Genomic DNA, 18452 nt, shown 5'->3' on the forward strand with positions numbered 1-18452 from the left:
GGTGCAACAAGCCTACAGACGTGACCAAGTTGCCAACTTGGCGACTTGGGACTCAACGGGAAGGCACTGTCACGCGGATCGCTTGGCGATCTTCGCAATGGTAGCGCGTGACGCGGCGGTAGCGCTCTCGATCTGCGTGTAGGACATGCCGGCCCTAAGCATCATCGCAATGCTGTCGCTTCGCTTCCGAGCACGCAAATTTGCCGACCCGCTATCAGCAAAGGACAAATTGTCCACTGCTGGGCTTTTGCCGAGGTGGCAAAGGCCAACGCACCGCCTAAGCCGGCCGGTCGTGAATAGAGTCGCCACTTGGCGACTCTATTTTGATCTCACGAGAATGTTCGCGGTAGCGCTGACGCTCATACCTCAGCAAGTGCGCCGGCTTTCACCCGCGCGACTGCAGTTCCGAGGTCGAGGCCGTTCATGGCATGAAGCGTGGCATTCGTACCTTTGAACGCCCCATGGTCAACCAAACTGACCTCCATCAGGTGCGCCTCTACAACGCGCATGACTTTATCAGCACCGGCCATTCGACTGACAGACTTGGTAGGCTTTGCGGAGATGCTCAGAGATTTTCTACCGCGAAGGTAGGTTTCCAATGTTGCGCGACCAGCTGCATCAGCGTGAATATCACAAACCATGAAAAGGCCCTTTGCGTCTCTCTTGATGGAGACCCGATGCGATGGGCTGACCTTATGTTTCATGTCGTGGTCGATCACGAGTGGTGCGCAGAGGTCAGCGGGAAACGCGCCGGCAGCATATTCCATCGGACCGTAGTGCGAAATCGTCCCAACGCTATCAAAAACCGTCGCGTAGCCCCTCAGTTGCAAAAGCGGGGTCTCGCTTTCGAGCTTTACACGTAAGGCTGCCAGCCGCTCGCCCTGGTCGAGTTCCGACTTGCGCAAATCCCGGCTCGGTGCAGGGCGGCGAGGAAGCTCGTAATTGGTTTCGTGCAGACGTTGGATTGTCGCATCCAGCGTCTCGATCCGATCGACCATACCGACAGCAAGCGCCGGACGTGCGACGACGATATCGCCCTTCCCGAACTTTTCGCGCACTACAGCGACGCTGACACCACGATTTCTGGCAACTGCGCTCACAAACATGTCGTAGGCATCATTGATCCGCTGCTGAATGCGGTCCCGGACATCGTCAGACATTGCCGAGTACGGATTGCCATCAACCTTACGCTCGCCTGCACTGATGATCGTCTTACGGATACCAGCCTTCTCCAACGCTCCACTCACATCGTCGCGGATCGTGAATACTCCGATGGAACCCACCATGCCCGACGGCGTGATTACGACCTCGCTGGCAGCGCTGCAAATCCAGTATGCCGCCGAAGCCGCAACGGCATTCACGTGAGCAATAATAGTCTTCTTACTTCGACTGGCGTAAATGAGAGAACTGAGTTCATCGACCCCGCTGACGGCGCCGCCGCCGCTGTCGGTATCGATGATGATGGCCTTGACCCCATCGTCAGCAATGGCGTCCTTAAAGACCTTCCCGAATGCCTCGGTGCTTGTCCCACCGGATATGTCACCCATCATGCTCATGCGATTGCTGATGACCCCGCGCAGGCCGATTATCGCGACCACACCCTGCTTCGACTTGGCAGCGGCCTGGGGTCTCGCGCCGATCCGCGCAGCTACATCGTCTGCATCGTACTTGATGCCGGAAGATTGGTCGCTCATGAAGTCAAGCATCAATTGAAGCTTGTTCTTATCGATCGCCCAGCGCTCTTCCATAAGAGCCGCCATAATGTGTGCGTATCTCATCGGCGCATCTCCTTCGGAAGGCTTTCGGCGGCGATATAGCCGCGCTGGACAGCAGCCTTCAGCCAGAGCGCGAACGGACCCGCAGGGTCATTCGCCCCGCCGACATTGAGATAGATCGGGTCAGTCTGCGACCATGCGATGTTTGCCATATTCAGGGCATCACCGTAGGACCGGTACTTGATAGCCAGGTGAGCGACCTCTGCCATCTTTCCGGCGAGTTCGGTCAACAGGCCGTTCAAGTGCGGCATCACAGTATCGCAGATCTTCGTAGAAGCCTCCATGCGCGCATCCGTCATGCGAGCGGAGACGACTTGGATTGCCGACTGAATGTCTGCCTCCCGCTGCTCAAGCTGCGCCATCTGACGTTCCAGAGACATCGGCTCATCGGCAACTGCCGGCGCGTCGCCCAACAGCGCTGCAATCCGATCATTCGGCGCGACGTCCGGAGCCCGGAAATCGGACGTAAAGCGCGGACGAGCGCGCGAGCGATATGCCTGGACAAGCTCGGCGCTTTCGTCCTGCACAGCGCGCAGTTTCCGGTAGAGGTCATGGAGCTTAACGGACAGGCCGGCATACACCTCCGACACGTCTTCAAGGCGCGGCACGTCAGGCAGGTTCACGGCGGCAAAGCTTCGGGGTTGAGTGTTCATCTTCGTTCCTCGGTTGCTGATGGCGGCAATGGTGACGCCGTTGGTCATCCACTAAAACTATTTCGTGGAAGAGATTTCGCAGCAGCGTGCATCTTGCGTCGGAGACGTTCGGCGACGGACTTCACGCCACCCTCATCCGCGACCGTGCGAGCCACCTTCATCAAGGCCTGATTGATCGTCTTTGCCTTGCCATTCCGATGGAGCCAAAGAGCCTCCCCGATAAGCTTGGCGTCATCGATCGAAGGCCGGCCGGCGGGCTGACGATGAAGGGCGTTGGCTGCTCGCAAGAAATCAGCATTGCCGGTCTTGTGCGCCAGCAGCCTGAGAAGATCGTCAATCGCCACCGCCATTTCTCCAGCGGAAACCTGAGAGGCAGAGGCAACTACCGTCTGAGTCAGCGCCCACAAAGCAGCGTTGCCACCTGTCATCGGAGTGCCTCAGGAACCAAGCAGGCAAAGAGATCTCTGGCCTCTGGCGTGTGCTGGCCGGGCGGCTTTCCGTTCAGGCTCGCGCGGCGGCAATGCGTCGAGCAGAAGTGGGGCACTCTCCCGGCCTTCCGTTGCGGCGGGCGGAAATCGTTTTGGCATTGCCGACAGGCGAGTGACTGTGCCGGCCCAACGCGACGATTGGCCCTGCCCCACGCTTTCCGCTGAGCTGCCTTAGCTACAGCTCGGCAGGAAGCCGAGCAAAATGCGACCGGCCGACCGCGCCTCTTCGGCGCGACAAATTCACGCTCACACTCGTTGCATTTCGGCGCCTTAGCTGTGACAGCGACAACTAAGCCGTGGAATAATAGATGTAATTCGTCATTCGCCATCATCATCACCGCACAAAAAACTTTTTCGCCAATTTCGCGGCGACGCAAGAAAGCACACCCACCGGTCTAGACCCTCGGCCTCCTCGACTTTCGACCACCCCCCCGTTCCCGTCATCCGGCGGCATCTCGCCGCGCCGCGCGCCGTCCATCATCGCTCTGCCCTCCTGCTGCCATCGAGACGCATGCGGCGAGGTCAAGGTGACCGGCTTCCAGCAGTCTGCGTGCGATGTGGGCAGCGCCTTGGTGGTACTTCTGGCGCTCCTCTTGCGTGGCCTCATCCGCTACAGCTTCAGGCAACCACTCGATCACTTCGCCGTAGATCCGCTGACCGCAGCGCAGGAGATCTGCGTTCCATCGTTCGCTGGCCTTTCGCTCACCGCGCATCGGAGCGTTAGACCTGGGTACAACCTTGAGGCGAATTCTATCATCATCAAGAGCCGATCTTCGCTTCGGCTCGCTCTGCGTTTCCGGTTCTGGCTCAGCAACAGAACTCGACGCCTGAGACGCTGTAGGGCTCAGTGGGTGATAAACAGGAGTTAACTGTACAGGAGTTAGGGTGACGCTAGCGTCACTATTCAAAGTGACGCTAGCGTCACTATTCGAGCCCTCATCGTCCTCGTGGCGGCCCATGAAAATGTCCTCGATATCGCTTTCCAGTTCGCGAAATCGCTGCCACCTCGGGGTGTAATTGCACGTGCTCGTTTTGCCCTTGCCAGCCTTCCGGAACTTGTCGAAGAGGCGACCGGGCCCGGTGCAGAGCGCGTTGGTCGCGTTGATCACATTGCGGGGCGCAATCTTCGACATTGCAGCCAGGCGCTCAACAGACGGAAAGCACGTGTCGTCCTTCGCGCCCACATGGCGCAGGATCGCGTTTGCAACGAACATCTCGGCGCGCGTCAGCCCAAGGTGACCTGACGAAATCACCTTGAAGGCGGCTGTGACGTCGCCCTTCAGTCGGTCGGTCTTCGTACGCGGCGGCATCAGTCGGCCGGCGCTTCCTGCCGCGCGACGCGAGCCAGGCGTACGGCTTCGACGGCGTCGCAATTCCCGAGGCCATATGACTGCTTCACGTAATGAATGATTGGACGGGGGCAGCTATCGAGGTGCTGCGAAAGCCATGCGACGGCCCGCTCTAAGCGAGCTGAAACCGTATCAGTATCGTTTGACAAAAGCGGGCTAAGGTCTTGTTTATCGCAGTCGGGTTTGACAGCTTTTTCGGCGTAAGGTGGGGCAAAACCAGTAGTAGCACGGGATTGAAAATCCGCGTGTCGGTGGTTCAAATCCGCCTCCGGGCACCATTAACGTTCTCAAAATGCCTGGTTTTTAAGGTGCTCTTTGATCCCGCCTGCGCTGGACATACGCTAGCGCCTGTCGCGCGCAGCCTGCAGAATTGCTGTCCCTTGAAGGCCCATCATGCCTGCCGCGGTTTCAGGTTAGCGCGGCTTTGACGCAGGCGTGCCAATAGCCTGACTGATTGTGGAGAACTGACCCTGCGACGGGCCCTGGCCAGCGCCGCTCGTTCATCGGTTCCTTCGCTCCCACCACGACAGAGCTTTCGATATGGACGGAGACGCTGGATGGAATGATCGCGGCTGCGAGGCGCTTCCTAGACCGATGCCGCAATGGTGAACACCTCGCCGGGGTCGCGTCGACCCTTCCTTCGTCAGGATAAGGCGTCGCGAAAGAGCCGGGGCGGTGGGCGGTCGAACGTCTGCCGGCCGTTCTTCCACCCGGCGACGGCCGTTGCCGGACCGGCGATCGCGCTCGCGCCGGAGGGTGCGGAGAGCAGGGCCAGCGTTGCGGGATCTCCGACCTTCGGCACTGCGGCGTTGACGCCCAACAGCCGTTCTGCATTGCGCGTGATCATGTTGAAGACACCGGCAAGGGCCTGATCCGTTCCCAGCTGTGCGATGTTGGCATAGAGATTTGCCATGCGGAGCAGCGACATGTCGCCGAAGGGCGTGAAGGGATTGAGGACGTTGTTGGTGGAAAGCGTCGTCAGCACCCCATGGCTCGCCAGCCGGTGCGCCGGTGCGACGCCGCGGGGAACGAGATGGGTGGCGTTCCGACCGGTGAGAAAGAGGTCGGTCGCCGGCAGGACGGTGACGGCGATGCCGGCGTCCGCGATCTCCTGCGCGGTCATGGCAAAGCGATCGGGCGGGAGTGCGGACAGCTTGGTGACGTGGCCCACGGAGACCCGCCCCTGATGACCGCGCCGCACCGTCTCCGTGATGACCGTCGGGAGATCGCCTTGCTGCGGATCAAGGTCAAAATCCAGGTGGAAATCGACCGGAACGCCATGGCGGTCCGCAAGATCGAAGATGGCGGCGATGTGCGCCTGCGGATCCGGATCGGTATAGGGGCAACCGCCGACGAGATCCGCGCCGGACTGCAAGGCTGTCTCCAGCATCTCCAGCGTGCCGGGGTCGTTCGTCAGCCCCTCCTGCACGAAGGCACAGATCTCGATGTCGATTAGGGCCCAGTAATCGATGCGCAGTTGGCGGATCGCCTCGAACGAGCGAAAGCCGGCGCGTCCGTCGATCTCGACAAAGGTGCGGATGCGGTTCGTGCCGTTGACGATCGCCTGATCCACAACATGGGCAGCCCGTTCGTAGACATCGGCCTCGGTGAAAGCGGCCTTGGCGCGGGCGGTTTCCGCAACCGCCTCAGCCAGCGTGCCGGTGCAGAGGTTACACCGGCCGATGATCCCGGCCTTGTCCAGATGGAGATGGGTCTCGACGAGGCCGCGACAGAGAAGATTGCCCATGGCATCACGCTCCGGCGCATCGCACACAAAGGCGCGTGTCGCGCTCGCGGCGATACCGGTGATGACGCCGCCCGCAAAAGCGATGTCGTCGAGGCCTTCCCTTCCCTGCAGGCGGGCATTGCGGATCACGAAATCGATGGTCATGGTTGCCTCGCGATCGGTTCAGCCTTCAAATGCCCGGCAGGCCGCACCCGGATCGAGTCCGTTCCGGGCCCTGCAGCAAGGGTCGGCGAAGTTGAAACGGGTTCTTGCGGGAACGCAAGACCGGAGATAGCGATGAGGCGATGAGCAGAGGTCCATCCACGGAAACGTCCGGCACGACCCGATCGCGCCTTGCACGCGGGCGCGGCGGCATGGTCACGAGCCCGCATGCGCTGGCGAGCGAAGCAGGCGCACGCGTGCTGCGCGAAGGCGGCAATGCGCTCGAGGCCTGCATTGCCACGGGTGCTGCCATCGCCGTGCTCTATCCGCATTTCTGCGGCCTCGGGGGAGATGCTGTCTGGATCGTCGCCGACCCGGACGGGGGGCGGCGTTGCTTCCTCGGAATTGGCCAGTCGGCGCGTCAGTTACCGGCACGAGCTGGGGACGAAGCCACCATTCCCGTCCGCGGACCGGGCTCGGCTCTGACCACCGCCTGCGTGGTCGACAGCTGGGGGCATGCGCTCGCCTATTCGGAAAAGAACTGGGGCGGCACGCGCACCTTCCCGAGCCTGCTCGCGGATGCCATCGGCTTTGCAGGCGATGGCTTTCCGGTGACGGCATCGCAGGCCTTCTGGCTCGACTTCCGCCATGCCGAGGCCCGAACCTGGCCGGGATTTGCCCCGGTGTTCATGCCGGGCGGCGCGGCTCCCGTGATCGGAACGACCTTTCGCCAGCCGCAGCTTGCCCGGACGCTCGAACGGCTGGCGGCGGAGGGGCCACGTGCCTTCTACGCCGGGCCGCTCGCCGAAGCGATCGCCGACGGTCTGCGCGCAGCGGGTTCTCCGCTGACCGCAGCGGACCTGGCCGCAACACGGACGCGCGAAGAGACGCCGGCAAGCCTTTCCTATCGGGACCTGGAGCTGCTGGCGCCGCCGCCACCGACACAGGGCGTGACCACGCTTGCGATCATGGGGATTCTCTCCCATTTCGATCTCGCTGCGCTCGAGGCCGGACGTGCCGATCATCTCCATCTCTGCGTGGAGGCCGTGAAGCAGGCCTTTCTCGACCGCAACGGCATTGCCGATCCCGATGGCGGCACCCAGCGGATCGATGCGCTGCTCGATCCGGACCATCTGAGGACGCGGGCCCAGGCCATCGATCTCGCGAAAGCCAAGGCCTGGCCGCATGTGTTTCAGACCGGCGATACCGTGTTCTTCGGCGCGAGCGATGCGGCGGGACGCAGCGTCAGCGTGCTCCAGAGCACCTATTTCGACTGGGGAAGCGGCGTGGTGGTCGGCGATACCGGCATTCTCTGGCAGAACCGCGGCGCTGCCTTCTCGCTTGATCCCGGCCATCCCAACACGCTGGCGCCGGGCAAGCGGCCGTTCTACACGCTCAATCCAGGCCTTGGCCTGCGCCATGGCCGCCCCGAGCTGATCTACGGAACGCAAGGGGCTGACGGGCAGCCTCAGACGCTCGCGATGCTGCTGACCCGGATGATCGATTTTGGCGAGGATCCCGCCCAGGCGCTGGCCGGACCGCGCTTTCTGCTCGGCAAGACGTTTTCCGACAGCCGCGACAGCCTGAAGCTGGAGGCGGACGTCGGCGAACCTGTGCTGACAGCGCTGGCCGACCGTGGCCATCTCCTGTCGCCCCTACCCGCGCGGAGCCCGATTGCCGGACAGGCGGGGATCATTCGTGTCAACGCCGACGGGACCTTCGAAGGCGCGCATGATCCGCGCGGGGACGGCCTCGCCATTGCGGTCACGCCCGAACCGGATATGTCGCCGGCTCGCTAGCCGCGCGCAGCATGGGTGATCCCTCGTCCTGTGGAACCGTGGCCGATCCTGCGGTCGCGCCTGGAAACACGGGCCCGACAGCGATCAGCACGGGATTGTCGGTGCCGATGTCGGCAATGCCGATAGGCAGAGTCGAAAGCGTGCCATGCCAGTGGCGCTCGTCCGCACGGCTGATGCTGGAGGCGATGACGACCGGCATGTCGGCGCTCATGCCCTCGGCCATCAGGCGCGCGGCAATGGCGGGGGCTGTCCGTCCACCCATGTAGAACACGGTCGTGGTGCGCGGGTCGGCGCAGGCGCGCCAGTCGATATCCGTCGGCAGACAGCCGTTGCGCGAGTGGCCGGTGATGAAGCGGACGGCGTGGGTGTGATCGCGGTGGGTGAGCGACACGCCGAGCCGCGCAGCCAGCCCGCTGGCCGCTGTGATGCCGGGCACGACATCCACCGGAATGCCATGCGACTTGAGACAGGCGATCTCCTCCCCGGCACGGCCGAAGACCATGGGGTCGCCGCTCTTCAGGCGGACGACGGTCTTGCCGGCCTTGGCGAAGGTGATCATCATGGCGTTGATGTCCTCCTGCTTGCAGCTCGTCCGCCCGCCCCGTTTGCCGACCAGCATGCGCTTGGCCTCGCGGCGGGCGAGTTCGAGCACATCGGCGGAGACAAGGTCGTCGAACAGGATGACATCAGCGGCCTGAAGCGCGCGCACGGCCTTCAGGGTCAAGAGCTCCGCATCGCCCGGACCGGCGCCGACCAGCGTGACCTTGCCGATCACAGGCGCATCGCTCGTGGCTCTGCGGCCGGCGGCAAGGCGGTCGGCATCGGCGATCAGGTTCGCGGCGCTTTCGGGGGATGGCAGGCTGGTGAAGGCCCGATCGACGAAAGACTCCCAGAAGGCGCGACGCTCCGGCCCCGGCGTGAGCCGCGCGGCGACCGCATCGCGCAGCGACTGGGCGAGCACCGACCAGGCTTTGATGCTCTGCGGCAGAAGCGTCTCGATGCGCCGGCGGATGGCCTGCGCCAGGATCGGCGCGGCGCCATCGGTTGAGATCGCGACGACGACCGGCGAACGATTGACGATCGAGCCGAACTGGAACTGGCAGAAGGTCGGCTTGTCGATGACGTTGACCGGTACGCCGGCCGCAATCGCGGCGTCGTGGAATGCGCGCGCCTCGTCCTGCGCGTCGCAATCGGCGATGGCGAGCGCGGCACCGGACAGGACATCCGCCGACCATTGTCGTGCGTGATGGACGAAAGCGCCGCGCGCCCGGCCCGCCGCGCGCTCCTGCGCATGACGCCCGAGCATATCGGCAAAGACGTCGCAGAGCATGTCGTCGGGTGCAAAGACATGGACCTCCGCGCCACAGGCCGCGAGAAGCTCTGCCTTCCAGCACGCCCCTTCCGTGCCGCCGGCAAGGACGACGCGCTTGCCTTCGAGCCCCCAGAAGACCGGCAGCTTGGCGAGAGCCTCGACACGGGCCGTCGCGTTCAATGGCGATCCGTCGCGGGAGGCGGTGTTCTCACTCCGCAGCAGCGATACGTGTTCCATGAAGGATCTCCCTGATCTCTGCGCGGCAGGAGCCGCAGTTGGTGCCGGCGTTCAGCGCCTTGCCGATGGCCTCGACCGTGCGGCAACCGCCGGCCGCAGCACTGACGATCTGGTTGATGCCGACATTGAAACAGGAACAGACCGTCGCGCCGGGATCGACCGCTTCGGCACCCGGACGGCCCGCGACGACGGCAAAACGACGCCGGAGATCGGAATGGGAGGCGTTCAGCTGGGAGATGGCCCAGTTGCGAGCGACCGCGACCGGGCGCGGGCTGAGAAAGACGGCACCGAGGAGGCGTTCGCCATCGAAGAAGGCCATCCGGATCTGGCCGGTGACGGCGTCGCGGTAGCCGAGGGGTTCAAGGCCCGGGGGAATGCCGAGCGTGTCGACACTCCACCCGGTCCAGTCGCGATCCTGCGCCCCGCCCTCCTCCTCAAGAGACAGGGGTGCAGCCGCAAACTCCAGGCGCCAGCCGCCGGCCGCGCGTGCCAGCGCGTGATAGACGAGCGGACGGGAGGAGGATCCGGACAGTCTCGGCTTTTCGAGCGAGATGGCAAAGCCGTAAAGCCCGACATCAAGCTTTGCAGCGCGGACCGGCACATGCTTGGAGGCGGGCTGGCCGGAGACCGGATCCACCAGCCCCGGCACCAGGGCATCGATGCGTCCGGCGGAGGAAAACTGGTCGTTCCAATGCATGGGCGCAAAGAGGTGACCGGGCTTCTGGCGCGGGGTCACCAAGGCCCGCAGCACGGCCCTTCCCTGCGCGCTCGCCAGCACCACGAGATCGGCCGGCGTCAGCCCGAGCGCCCGGGCGTCGTCCGGATGGATCTCCACGAAGGGCTCGGCCAGATGCGCGGTCAGTCGCGCCGTCCTGCCGGTCCGCGTCATCGTGTGCCACTGGTCGCGGATGCGCCCGGTATTGAGCGTGAAGGGATAGGCTGGCGTCGTGCGGTGATCGCGGGCGGGAACGACGGGCACGAAGCGCGCCCGGCCGTCCGCATGATAAAAGCGACCCTCCGCGAAGAACCGGCTGTCGCCGGCAGCCGGCGCAAAGCCCGCCGGTTGCGGCCACTGGAAGGGCGCGAGCGCTTCATAGGCGTCGGCCGAGATACCGGCATGCGCACCGATGTCGAAATCGCGCGTCCCGTCGTTTTCAAAGGCGGACAGCCCGGCATGCTCGGCAAAGACAGCGGCGGCATCCGGAAAGTCAAAGGCTGCGCCGAAGCCCATGCGTGCAGCGACCTGCGCCATCTGCCACCAGTCGGCTTTCGCCTCCCCCGGCGCGGCAAGAAAGGCGCGCTGCCGCGAGATGCGACGCTCCGAATTCGTCACCGTGCCCTGCTTTTCGCCCCAGCCGAGCGAGGGCAGCAGGACATGGGCGTGGGCCGTTGTATCAGTCTCTGCTTCCACATCCGAGACGACGACGAAAGGACAAGCCGCCAAAGCGGCCCGGACCAGATCGGCTTCGGGCATGGAGACGACAGGATTGGTGGCCATGATCCAGATCGCCTTCACACGACCATCGGCGACAGCCCGGAAGAGATCTACAGCCTTCAATCCGGTCTTGTTGGCCATGACGGGCGATTGCCAGAAGCGCTGAACGGTCTCGCGATCCCTGGCGCTCTCGATTGCCATGTGCGCCGCGAGCATGTTGGCAAGCCCGCCCACTTCGCGTCCCCCCATGGCATTGGGCTGGCCGGTCAGCGAGAAGGGGCCCATGCCGGGCCTGCCGATGCGGCCGGTGACGAGGTGGCAGTTGATGATGGCGTTGACCTTGTCGCTGCCGGAGGACGACTGGTTGACCCCCTGGCTGTAGCAGGTGACGGTCTTCTCGGCCTTGGCGAAGAGCGCGTAGAAGGTCGCGACATCCGCGCTTTCGAGCCCAGTTTCCGCTGCGATGCCGGCAAGCGTCAGATGCGCGACGCGCCCAAGGGCGTCCCAGAAACCCTCGGTATGCTGTGCAATGTAGTCTTGATCCAGCGCGTCTTCCGCAGCGAGATGGGCCAGCAGGCCGGCAAAGAGCATGGTGTCGCCGTCGGGCAGGATGGCCAGATGCAGGTCGGCGATATCACATGTCGCCGTACGGCGGGGGTCGATGACGACGATCTTCATATGCGGGCGTGCGGCCTTGGCAGCGACGAGGCGCTGAAAGAGGACCGGGTGACACCAGGCCAGGTTCGACCCGGTGAGAACGACGAGATCGGCGCATTCGAGATCGGCATAGGTGCCCGGCACCGTATCCGACCCGAAGGCGCGCAGATGGCCGGCGACGGAGGACGACATGCAGAGGCGGGAATTGGTGTCGATGTTCGCCGACCCGATGAAACCCTTCATCAGCTTGTTGGCAACGTAGTAGTCCTCGGTGAGAAGCTGGCCCGAGACATAGAAAGCCACGGAATCCGGCCCATAGCGCCGGATCGTGTCGGAGAAGGTCGTGGCGACGCGGTCGAGGGCCGCATCCCAGGTCGCAGGCGCGCCGGCCATGCGGGGCGTCAGGAGACGCCCGTCGAGACCGATGGTTTCGGCAAGCGCCGACCCCTTGGAGCAGAGCCGACCGAAATTGCCCGGGTGGTCCGGATCGCCACGCACGGAAACGACGGCATCCTCCTCGACGCGGGCGATGACGCCGCAGCCGACGCCACAATAGGGACAGGTCGTCTTGATCTCGACGGGCATCGGCATCTTCCCAGGGTTGACGTGAGGATTGGTCCTCATCGGAGCGTCGCTATTCCGCCGCGACGAGCAGGCCGAGCGTATCGACCGCGATGGACAGCCGACCATCACGGTTGCGGATCGGGATGGTTCGGACCTCGCCCTCGTCGGCGCCCTGTGCCTGTCCGGTCTCGAGCGAAATCACCATGTTGTGCAGGGGGCAGGTGACCGACGTTCCGTGGACGATGCCTTGGGACAGGGGACCGGCCTTGTGCGGGCAGCGGTCCTCGATCGCAAACACCTGGTCGTCCGCCGTGCGGAAAACCGCGATCCGGCCCAGCGGTGTGCGGACGCACCGGGCGCCGCGCAGGGGAATGTCGTGGAGAACGCCGATGTCGACCCAGTCCCGGTCGAAGCCGCCTTGAACGCGTTCCGCATCGCGCCTGCCCATGATCTTCGTGTCCATCGTCCTCACTCCGCCGCTTCCGCCATGCCAACGACGGCCATGGGCTTGAACTCGTGCTTGTCCTTGCCGGAGACGCGCTCCGACCAGGGATCGACCTGTGCGAATTTCTGGGAAAAGACGAAGCGGTCGAAATAGCCCCTGCGCTTTTCGGAATCGCCCATGATCTGGCGGCGGATCTCATCAAGTCCGACCCGCTTTGCCCATTTGTAGATCCGCTCGAGGTAGCGTCCCTGCTCGCGGTACATCTGCGCCAGCGCCACGATGTGCTCGAGCGCCTCGTCTTCCGTGGGCACAAGCCCCAGCACTTCGGTCCCCTTGATGTCGAGGCCGGCAGCGCCTGCAAAGTGGATCTCGTACCCGCTGTCGACGCAGATCACGCCGATATCCTTGCAGGTCGCCTCCGCGCAGTTGCGCGGACAGCCGGAAACCGCAAGCTTCAGCTTGGCCGGGGTCCAGGACCCCCACATGAACTTCTCGAGCCTGATTCCGAGCCCGGTGGAATCCTGCGTACCGAACCGGCACCAGTCCGTGCCGACACAGGTCTTCACAGTGCGCAGGCCCTTGGCATAGGCCTGACCCGAGACGAAGCCGGCCTTGCCGAGATCCGCCCAAACCGCCGGCAGATCCTCCTTGTGGATGCCCAGAAGGTCGATGCGCTGGCCGCCGGTCACCTTCACCATGGGGATCTCGAACTTGTCGACCACATCCGCGATGGCCCGCAATTCCCCTGCATTGGTGACGCCGCCCCACATGCGCGGAACGACGGAATAGGTGCCGTCCTTCTGGATGTTGGCATGAACGCGCTCATTGATGAAGCGCGACTGGTAGTCGTCGGCATACTCGTCCGGCCAGTCGCAAACGAGGTAGTAATTGAGCGCCGGCCGGCACTTGGCGCAGCCGCAGGAGGTCTTCCATTCCAGCTCCTGCATGACGGCGGGAATGGTCTTCAGGCCCTTGGCGACGATCAGGCGGCGCACGTCGTCATGCCCGAGCTCGGTGCAGGTACACATGGGCTGGACCGCAGAGGGATTGTAGCTGTCGCCCAGTGTCAGCGCCATCAGCTGTTCGACGAGGCCGGTGCAGGAGCCGCAGGAGGCAGACGCCTTGGTGTGCGCGCGCACATCGTCCAGCGATGTCAGGCTCTTTGCCGTGATCGTCCCGACGATCTTGCTCTTGCAGACGCCGTTGCAGCCGCAGATTTCCGCATCATCCGGCAAGGCTGCAACGGCCGCCGTAGGGTCCAGCGGGCTGCCCCCCTGATAGGCTTGGCCGAAAATGAGGGTGTCACGCATCTCGGAGATGTCCGTGCCCCGCTTGATCATGTCGAAGAACCAGGCACCGTCGGCCGTCTCGCCGTAGAGGACCGCGCCGACGATGCGATTGTTCTTGAGCACGAGGCGCTTGTAGACGCCGGCGGTGGCATCGCGCAGCACGATCTCCTCGCGATCGTCACCCTCGGCGAAGTCGCCGGCCGAGAAGAGATTGATGCCCGTGACTTTCAGCTTGGTGTTGACGACGGAGCCGCGATATTCCGAAGCGCCGCCCACCAGGCGATCGGCGAGCGTCTTTGCGCTTTCATAGAGCGGCGCGACGAGGCCGTAGCAGACCCCACGGTGTTCGGCGCATTCGCCGAGGGCGAAGATCGCGCCGTCCGACGTCATCATGCCGTCATCCACGACGATTCCACGGTTGGTGACGACACCCGCATCCTTGGCGAGCTGGGCTGCCGGACGGATGCCGACGGCCATCACGACGATCGTGCCGTCGATGATCCGGCCATCTTCGAGCTCAATACCCTCGACCTTGTCCTCACCGACGATGCGCTTGGTATTGGCCTTGGTGATGATCTCGATGCCGCGATCGTTCAGGGCCTTTTCGAGCAGATAGGCGGCCGGCGGATCGAGCTGGCGCTCCATGATCGTCGGCATGATGTGGATGACGGTGACATCCATGCCCTGACGCTTCAGGCCATAGGCGGCCTCGAGCCCGAGCAGGCCCGCGCCGATGACGATGGCCCGGCCACCGCGCCTGGTGGCCTCCAGCATCTTCTCGACGTCATCGAGGTCGCGGTAGGCCAACACGCCGGGCAGGTCATGACCGGGCACGGGAATGATGAAGGGCAAAGAGCCCGTGGCGATGACGAGCTTGTCATAGCTTTCCGTCACGCCGTTTGCGGACGTCACGGTCTTGGCCGTACGGTCGATGCCGGTCACCTTCGCGCCCTTGTGGAGGGTGACGCCGTGGCGGGCATACCAATCATCCCCATGGATGACGATGTCTTCGTAGAGCTTTTCGCCCGAGAGAACGGGCGAGAGCATGATGCGGTCGTAGTTGACGCGCGGCTCGGCGTTGAAGATCACGACGTCGTAAAGGCCGGGGGCCCGCTCGAAGAGTTCTTCCAGCATTCGGCCGGGCGCCATGCCGTTGCCGATGATGACGAGTTTCTGTTTCATCTCATCCTCTCCTATGCGGCTTCCACGAGACGGTGGCGCTCGTAGAGGAATTTCAGGACGGCTTCCCGGCACTTCAGGTAGGTGCGGTCGGTGGCCAGCTCGATGCGATTGCGTGGGCGGCCGATCGGAACGTCGAGAATTTCGCCGATGCGGGCCGCCGGGCCGTTGGTCATCATGACGATGCGGTCCGACAGCAGCACGGCCTCGTCCACATCGTGGGTGATCATCAACACGGTGTTGCCGAGCTTGGCGTGAATCTGCATGACCTGATCCTGCAGATGGGCGCGGGTGAGCGCATCGAGCGCGCCGAAGGGCTCGTCGAGCAGCAAAACCTTCGGCTCCATGGCAAGCGCGCGGGCGATGCCGACACGTTGCTTCATGCCGCCGGAGACTTCGGATGGCTTCTTGTCCCGGGCATGCGTCATCTGCACGAGATCGAGGTTGCGCATGACCCAGTCGTGACGTTCCGCCTTCGTCTTCTTGCGGGCAAAGACCTTGTCGACGGCCAGCGACACGTTTTCGTAGACGCTGAGCCAGGGAAGCAGAGAGTGATTCTGGAACACCACCGCGCGTTCCGGGCCGGGCTCGGAGACCTCCTTGTCCTCCAGCAGCACAGCACCGCTGCTGACCTTGGTCAGGCCGGCGACGAGGTTGAGCAGAGTGGACTTGCCGCAGCCGGAATGGCCGATGATCGAGATGAACTCGCCCTTGTCGACGCCGAGCGAAATCTGCTTGAGCACCTCCGAGATCTGGCCGTTGCGCTCGAAGGACTTGTCGACCATTTCGATGGAGAGATAGGCTTTTGCCATGGGAACGTCCTCCTTCAGGCCGTTGCAGTGCCGCGGGTGACCGCGCGGCCGATGAATGCGATGAGACGATCGAGGAAGAAGCCGACAACGCCGACGTAGATGAGGGCGACGATGATGTCGCTGATGAGCGAGGAATTCCACGCATCCCAGATGAAGAAGCCGATGCCGACACCGCCGATGAGCATTTCCGCGGCGACGATGGCGAGCCAGGAAAGGCCGATGCCGATGCGCAGGCCGGTGAAGATGTAGGGGGCTGCGGCCGGCAGCATGATCTTGCCGAAATATTCGAACTGGTTGAGGCGCAACACCTTGGCGACGTTCTGGTAGTCCTGCGGAATATTGCGGATGCCGACGGCGGTGTTGATGATGATCGGCCAGACGGCCGTGATGAAGATCACGAAGATGGCCGAAGGATTGCCGTCACGGAACGCGGCAAGCGAGAGGGGTAGCCAGGCGAGCGGCGGCACGGTGCGCAGGATTTGGAAGATCGGGTCGAGACCCTTCATGGCCCACTGGCTCTGGCCGACAAGCACGCCCATGGCGATGCCGACGACGGCCGCGATGGCATAGCCGACGGCGACGCGCTGGAGGCTTGCCAGGATATGCCAGGCCATCCCCTGATCGGTGCCTTGGCCGACATAGAAGGGGTGTACGATCAGGTCCCAGCTCTCGGCCATGACGCGTGTGGGCGACGGCAGGCTCGATGTCGGAGAGGAACAAAGCAGTTCCCACGCGGCGAGCAGGACGATCAGCGTGACGAGCGGCGGCACGAGATCGCCCGAGATCGCCGACAGGCTGCGCCGGAGCGACGATGGCGCCCGTCGCTTGACCGGCGCCGAAAAAGCGACGACCTGTGCGCTTCGCTTCGCCTTCGAAGGGGACGTATTGAGATTGGTGACGGACATGCCGGTCTCCTGAAAAATGAGGGTGTGCCGCCGGCGCGCAGGGCGCCGACCCGGGGGCCAGGTCAGGCGAACCGCTTGATTGAAAGGCTCTGCAGGTAGGCTTCCGGACTTGCCGGATCGAAGATCTTTCCGTCGAAGAAGGTTTCGACACCGCGCGATGTGGAGGCCGGCACATCGGTGATGCCGAGATCCCGAGCGGCGGCGCGCCAGATATCCTCGCGGTTGACCTTGGAGATCAGGGCCTTGATGTCCGTATCCGCGGCATATTTTCCCCAGCGCATGTCTTCGGTGAGGAACCAGGCATCGTGGCTCTGGTAGGGGTAGGAGGCATGATCCGCCCAGAACTTCATGAGGTGCGGGCTCTGGTCGACCACCTTGCCGTTGCCGTAGTCGTATGCGCCCTTGAGGCGTCCGACGATGTCCTTGGCCGGCACGTTGAACCAGGCGCGCTTGCCGATGATATCGGCCAGCTCTTCCTTGTTGCCCATCTCGTCGCACCATTGCTGGGCTTCCATGATCGCCATGGTCAGCGCCTTTGCAGCATTGGGATGCGCCTCTACCCAGTCGCTGCGCATGACAAAGGACTTTTCGGGATGCTTGTCCCAGATCTCGGCCGTATTGACGGCGGTGTAGCCGATGCCCTGGTTGACCAGTTGCGCATTCCACGGCTCGCCCACACAGAAACAGTCCATGGTGCCGACCTTCATGTTGGCAACCATCTGCGGCGGAGGAACGACAATGGTTTCGACATCCGTATCCGGATCGATGCCGCCGGCGGCGAGCCAGTAACGGATCCAGAGATCGTGCGTGCCACCGGGAAACGTCATGGCAACCTTGGCAGCCGCGCCGTCCGCTTTCTTCTTGGCGAAGACCTCTCTCAGCACACCGGAATCAAGGCCGACCTTCAAATCCGCATAGGCCGCGCCGACCGAGATCGCCTGGGCATCGAGATTGAGACGGGCAAGGATCGACATCGGCAGAGGCTGATTGTTCTGGGTCACCTTGCCGGTCGAAATCAGGTAGGGCATGGGCGTCAGGATATGCCCGCCATCGATGCCGTTGCCGGCCGAGCCGAGAACCAGATTGTCGCGTGTCGTGCCCCAGGACGCCTGCTTGACGACGTTCACCTCGGTCATGCCATGCTTGTCGAAAAATCCCTTCTCCTTGGCGACGATCAGCGGAGAACTGTCGGTCAGCGCAATGAAGCCGAGGGTTGCCTTGGTGGTCTCCGGGCCCGTGCCTTGCGCGAAGGCGCCGCCGGGAAAGGCGGACCTGACGGCCGCCACAAGGGCTGCGGTCGTGGTGGTCTTAAGGATCGAACGGCGGGTGAAGGACGGGGTGAAACTGCGGGTCATCGGAGAAATCCTCTGGTGAAACGAACGGAGGCCGAGAAATCGGGGCACAAAAAAACGCCGCTTGGAGAATGCATCCCGAGGAGCTTGAAGCTCCGGAGCAAAAACCTTGCGACGTCGATGTCATGGGGTGAGCGCATCTTGCGCTCTTTCGCTTCAATCGCCGTTGACTGAGCTAATCAGGAAAAGCAAAAGGCGTGCCAGTTTGCGCAGTCCATGCGAAGCGGTTGTAAGAACAAGACAATCCACTCGCTGCATCAAATGTAGACAAAAGCTTTCCTGCCTACGTTTTCACCATATGCTTGGAGCGCAA

13 protein-coding genes are annotated in these 18452 nt (G+C 63.4%); 1 reads left to right on the forward strand and 12 read right to left on the reverse strand.

All coding sequences use genetic code 11. From position 1 onward, the window contains the following. Positions 1-359: 359 nt before the first annotated feature. From ASG03_RS20960 to ASG03_RS04570, 5 genes are all read right to left on the reverse strand, one after another. A complete protein-coding gene (locus ASG03_RS20960; RefSeq protein ID WP_082475530.1) occupies positions 360-1778 on the reverse strand; it encodes a S49 family peptidase in 1419 nt (472 codons plus the stop codon). Next, positions 1775-2476, reverse strand: coding sequence for a hypothetical protein (locus ASG03_RS04555; protein WP_062692477.1), 702 nt, complete (start codon positions 2474-2476; stop codon positions 1775-1777). Before ASG03_RS04555 ends, ASG03_RS20960 begins: the two co-directional genes overlap by 4 nt. Then, a complete protein-coding gene (locus ASG03_RS04560) occupies positions 2473-2856 on the reverse strand; it encodes a hypothetical protein (protein ID WP_156381732.1) in 384 nt (127 codons plus the stop codon). Before ASG03_RS04560 ends, ASG03_RS04555 begins: the two co-directional genes overlap by 4 nt. Positions 2857-3356: 500 nt before the next feature. Further along, complete coding sequence (locus tag ASG03_RS04565) at positions 3357-4226, reverse strand: hypothetical protein (RefSeq protein WP_062692481.1); 870 nt, start codon at positions 4224-4226, stop codon at positions 3357-3359. A gap of 682 nt (positions 4227-4908) precedes the next feature. Beyond that, entirely contained in the window at positions 4909-6156 is a 1248-nt protein-coding gene (locus ASG03_RS04570) for an amidohydrolase family protein (RefSeq protein WP_062692483.1), read from the reverse strand. Between the two features lie 209 nt (positions 6157-6365). Here ASG03_RS04570 and ASG03_RS04575 point away from each other — a divergent pair, with 209 nt between their 5' ends. After that, positions 6366-7952: a gamma-glutamyltransferase family protein gene (locus tag ASG03_RS04575; RefSeq protein WP_062693040.1), complete on the forward strand. Its 1587-nt coding sequence runs from the start codon at positions 6366-6368 to the stop codon at positions 7950-7952. Here ASG03_RS04575 and cysG read toward each other — a convergent pair. The 7 genes from cysG to ASG03_RS04610 all read right to left on the reverse strand — a co-directional run bounded on the left by cysG (position 7918) and on the right by ASG03_RS04610 (position 18142). Then, entirely contained in the window at positions 7918-9501 is a 1584-nt protein-coding gene (gene cysG / locus ASG03_RS04580) for a siroheme synthase CysG (protein ID WP_082475531.1), read from the reverse strand. The genes ASG03_RS04575 and cysG overlap by 35 nt on opposite strands. Further along, a complete protein-coding gene (locus ASG03_RS04585) occupies positions 9473-12178 on the reverse strand; it encodes a nitrate reductase (RefSeq protein WP_062692485.1) in 2706 nt (901 codons plus the stop codon). The genes cysG and ASG03_RS04585 overlap by 29 nt, the downstream gene beginning before the upstream one ends. A gap of 49 nt (positions 12179-12227) precedes the next feature. After that, the gene (gene nirD / locus ASG03_RS04590; protein ID WP_443216579.1) at positions 12228-12620 is read right to left on the reverse strand and encodes a nitrite reductase small subunit NirD; all 393 of its coding nucleotides are present in this window, start codon (positions 12618-12620) and stop codon (positions 12228-12230) included. Between the two features lie 5 nt (positions 12621-12625). Further along, positions 12626-15073: a nitrite reductase large subunit NirB gene (gene nirB / locus ASG03_RS04595; protein ID WP_062692487.1), complete on the reverse strand. Its 2448-nt coding sequence runs from the start codon at positions 15071-15073 to the stop codon at positions 12626-12628. Between the two features lie 11 nt (positions 15074-15084). Next, entirely contained in the window at positions 15085-15882 is a 798-nt protein-coding gene (locus ASG03_RS04600; RefSeq protein ID WP_062470456.1) for an ABC transporter ATP-binding protein, read from the reverse strand. A 14-nt stretch (positions 15883-15896) separates the two neighbouring features. Then, positions 15897-16787, reverse strand: coding sequence for a nitrate ABC transporter permease (gene ntrB, locus ASG03_RS04605; protein WP_062692494.1), 891 nt, complete (start codon positions 16785-16787; stop codon positions 15897-15899). A 62-nt stretch (positions 16788-16849) separates the two neighbouring features. Further along, a complete protein-coding gene (locus tag ASG03_RS04610; protein WP_062692496.1) occupies positions 16850-18142 on the reverse strand; it encodes a CmpA/NrtA family ABC transporter substrate-binding protein in 1293 nt (430 codons plus the stop codon). Positions 18143-18452 lie beyond the last annotated feature (310 nt).

It is taken from the genome of Rhizobium sp. Leaf341 (assembly GCF_001424325.1).
Lineage (GTDB): Bacteria > Pseudomonadota > Alphaproteobacteria > Rhizobiales > Rhizobiaceae > Ferranicluibacter.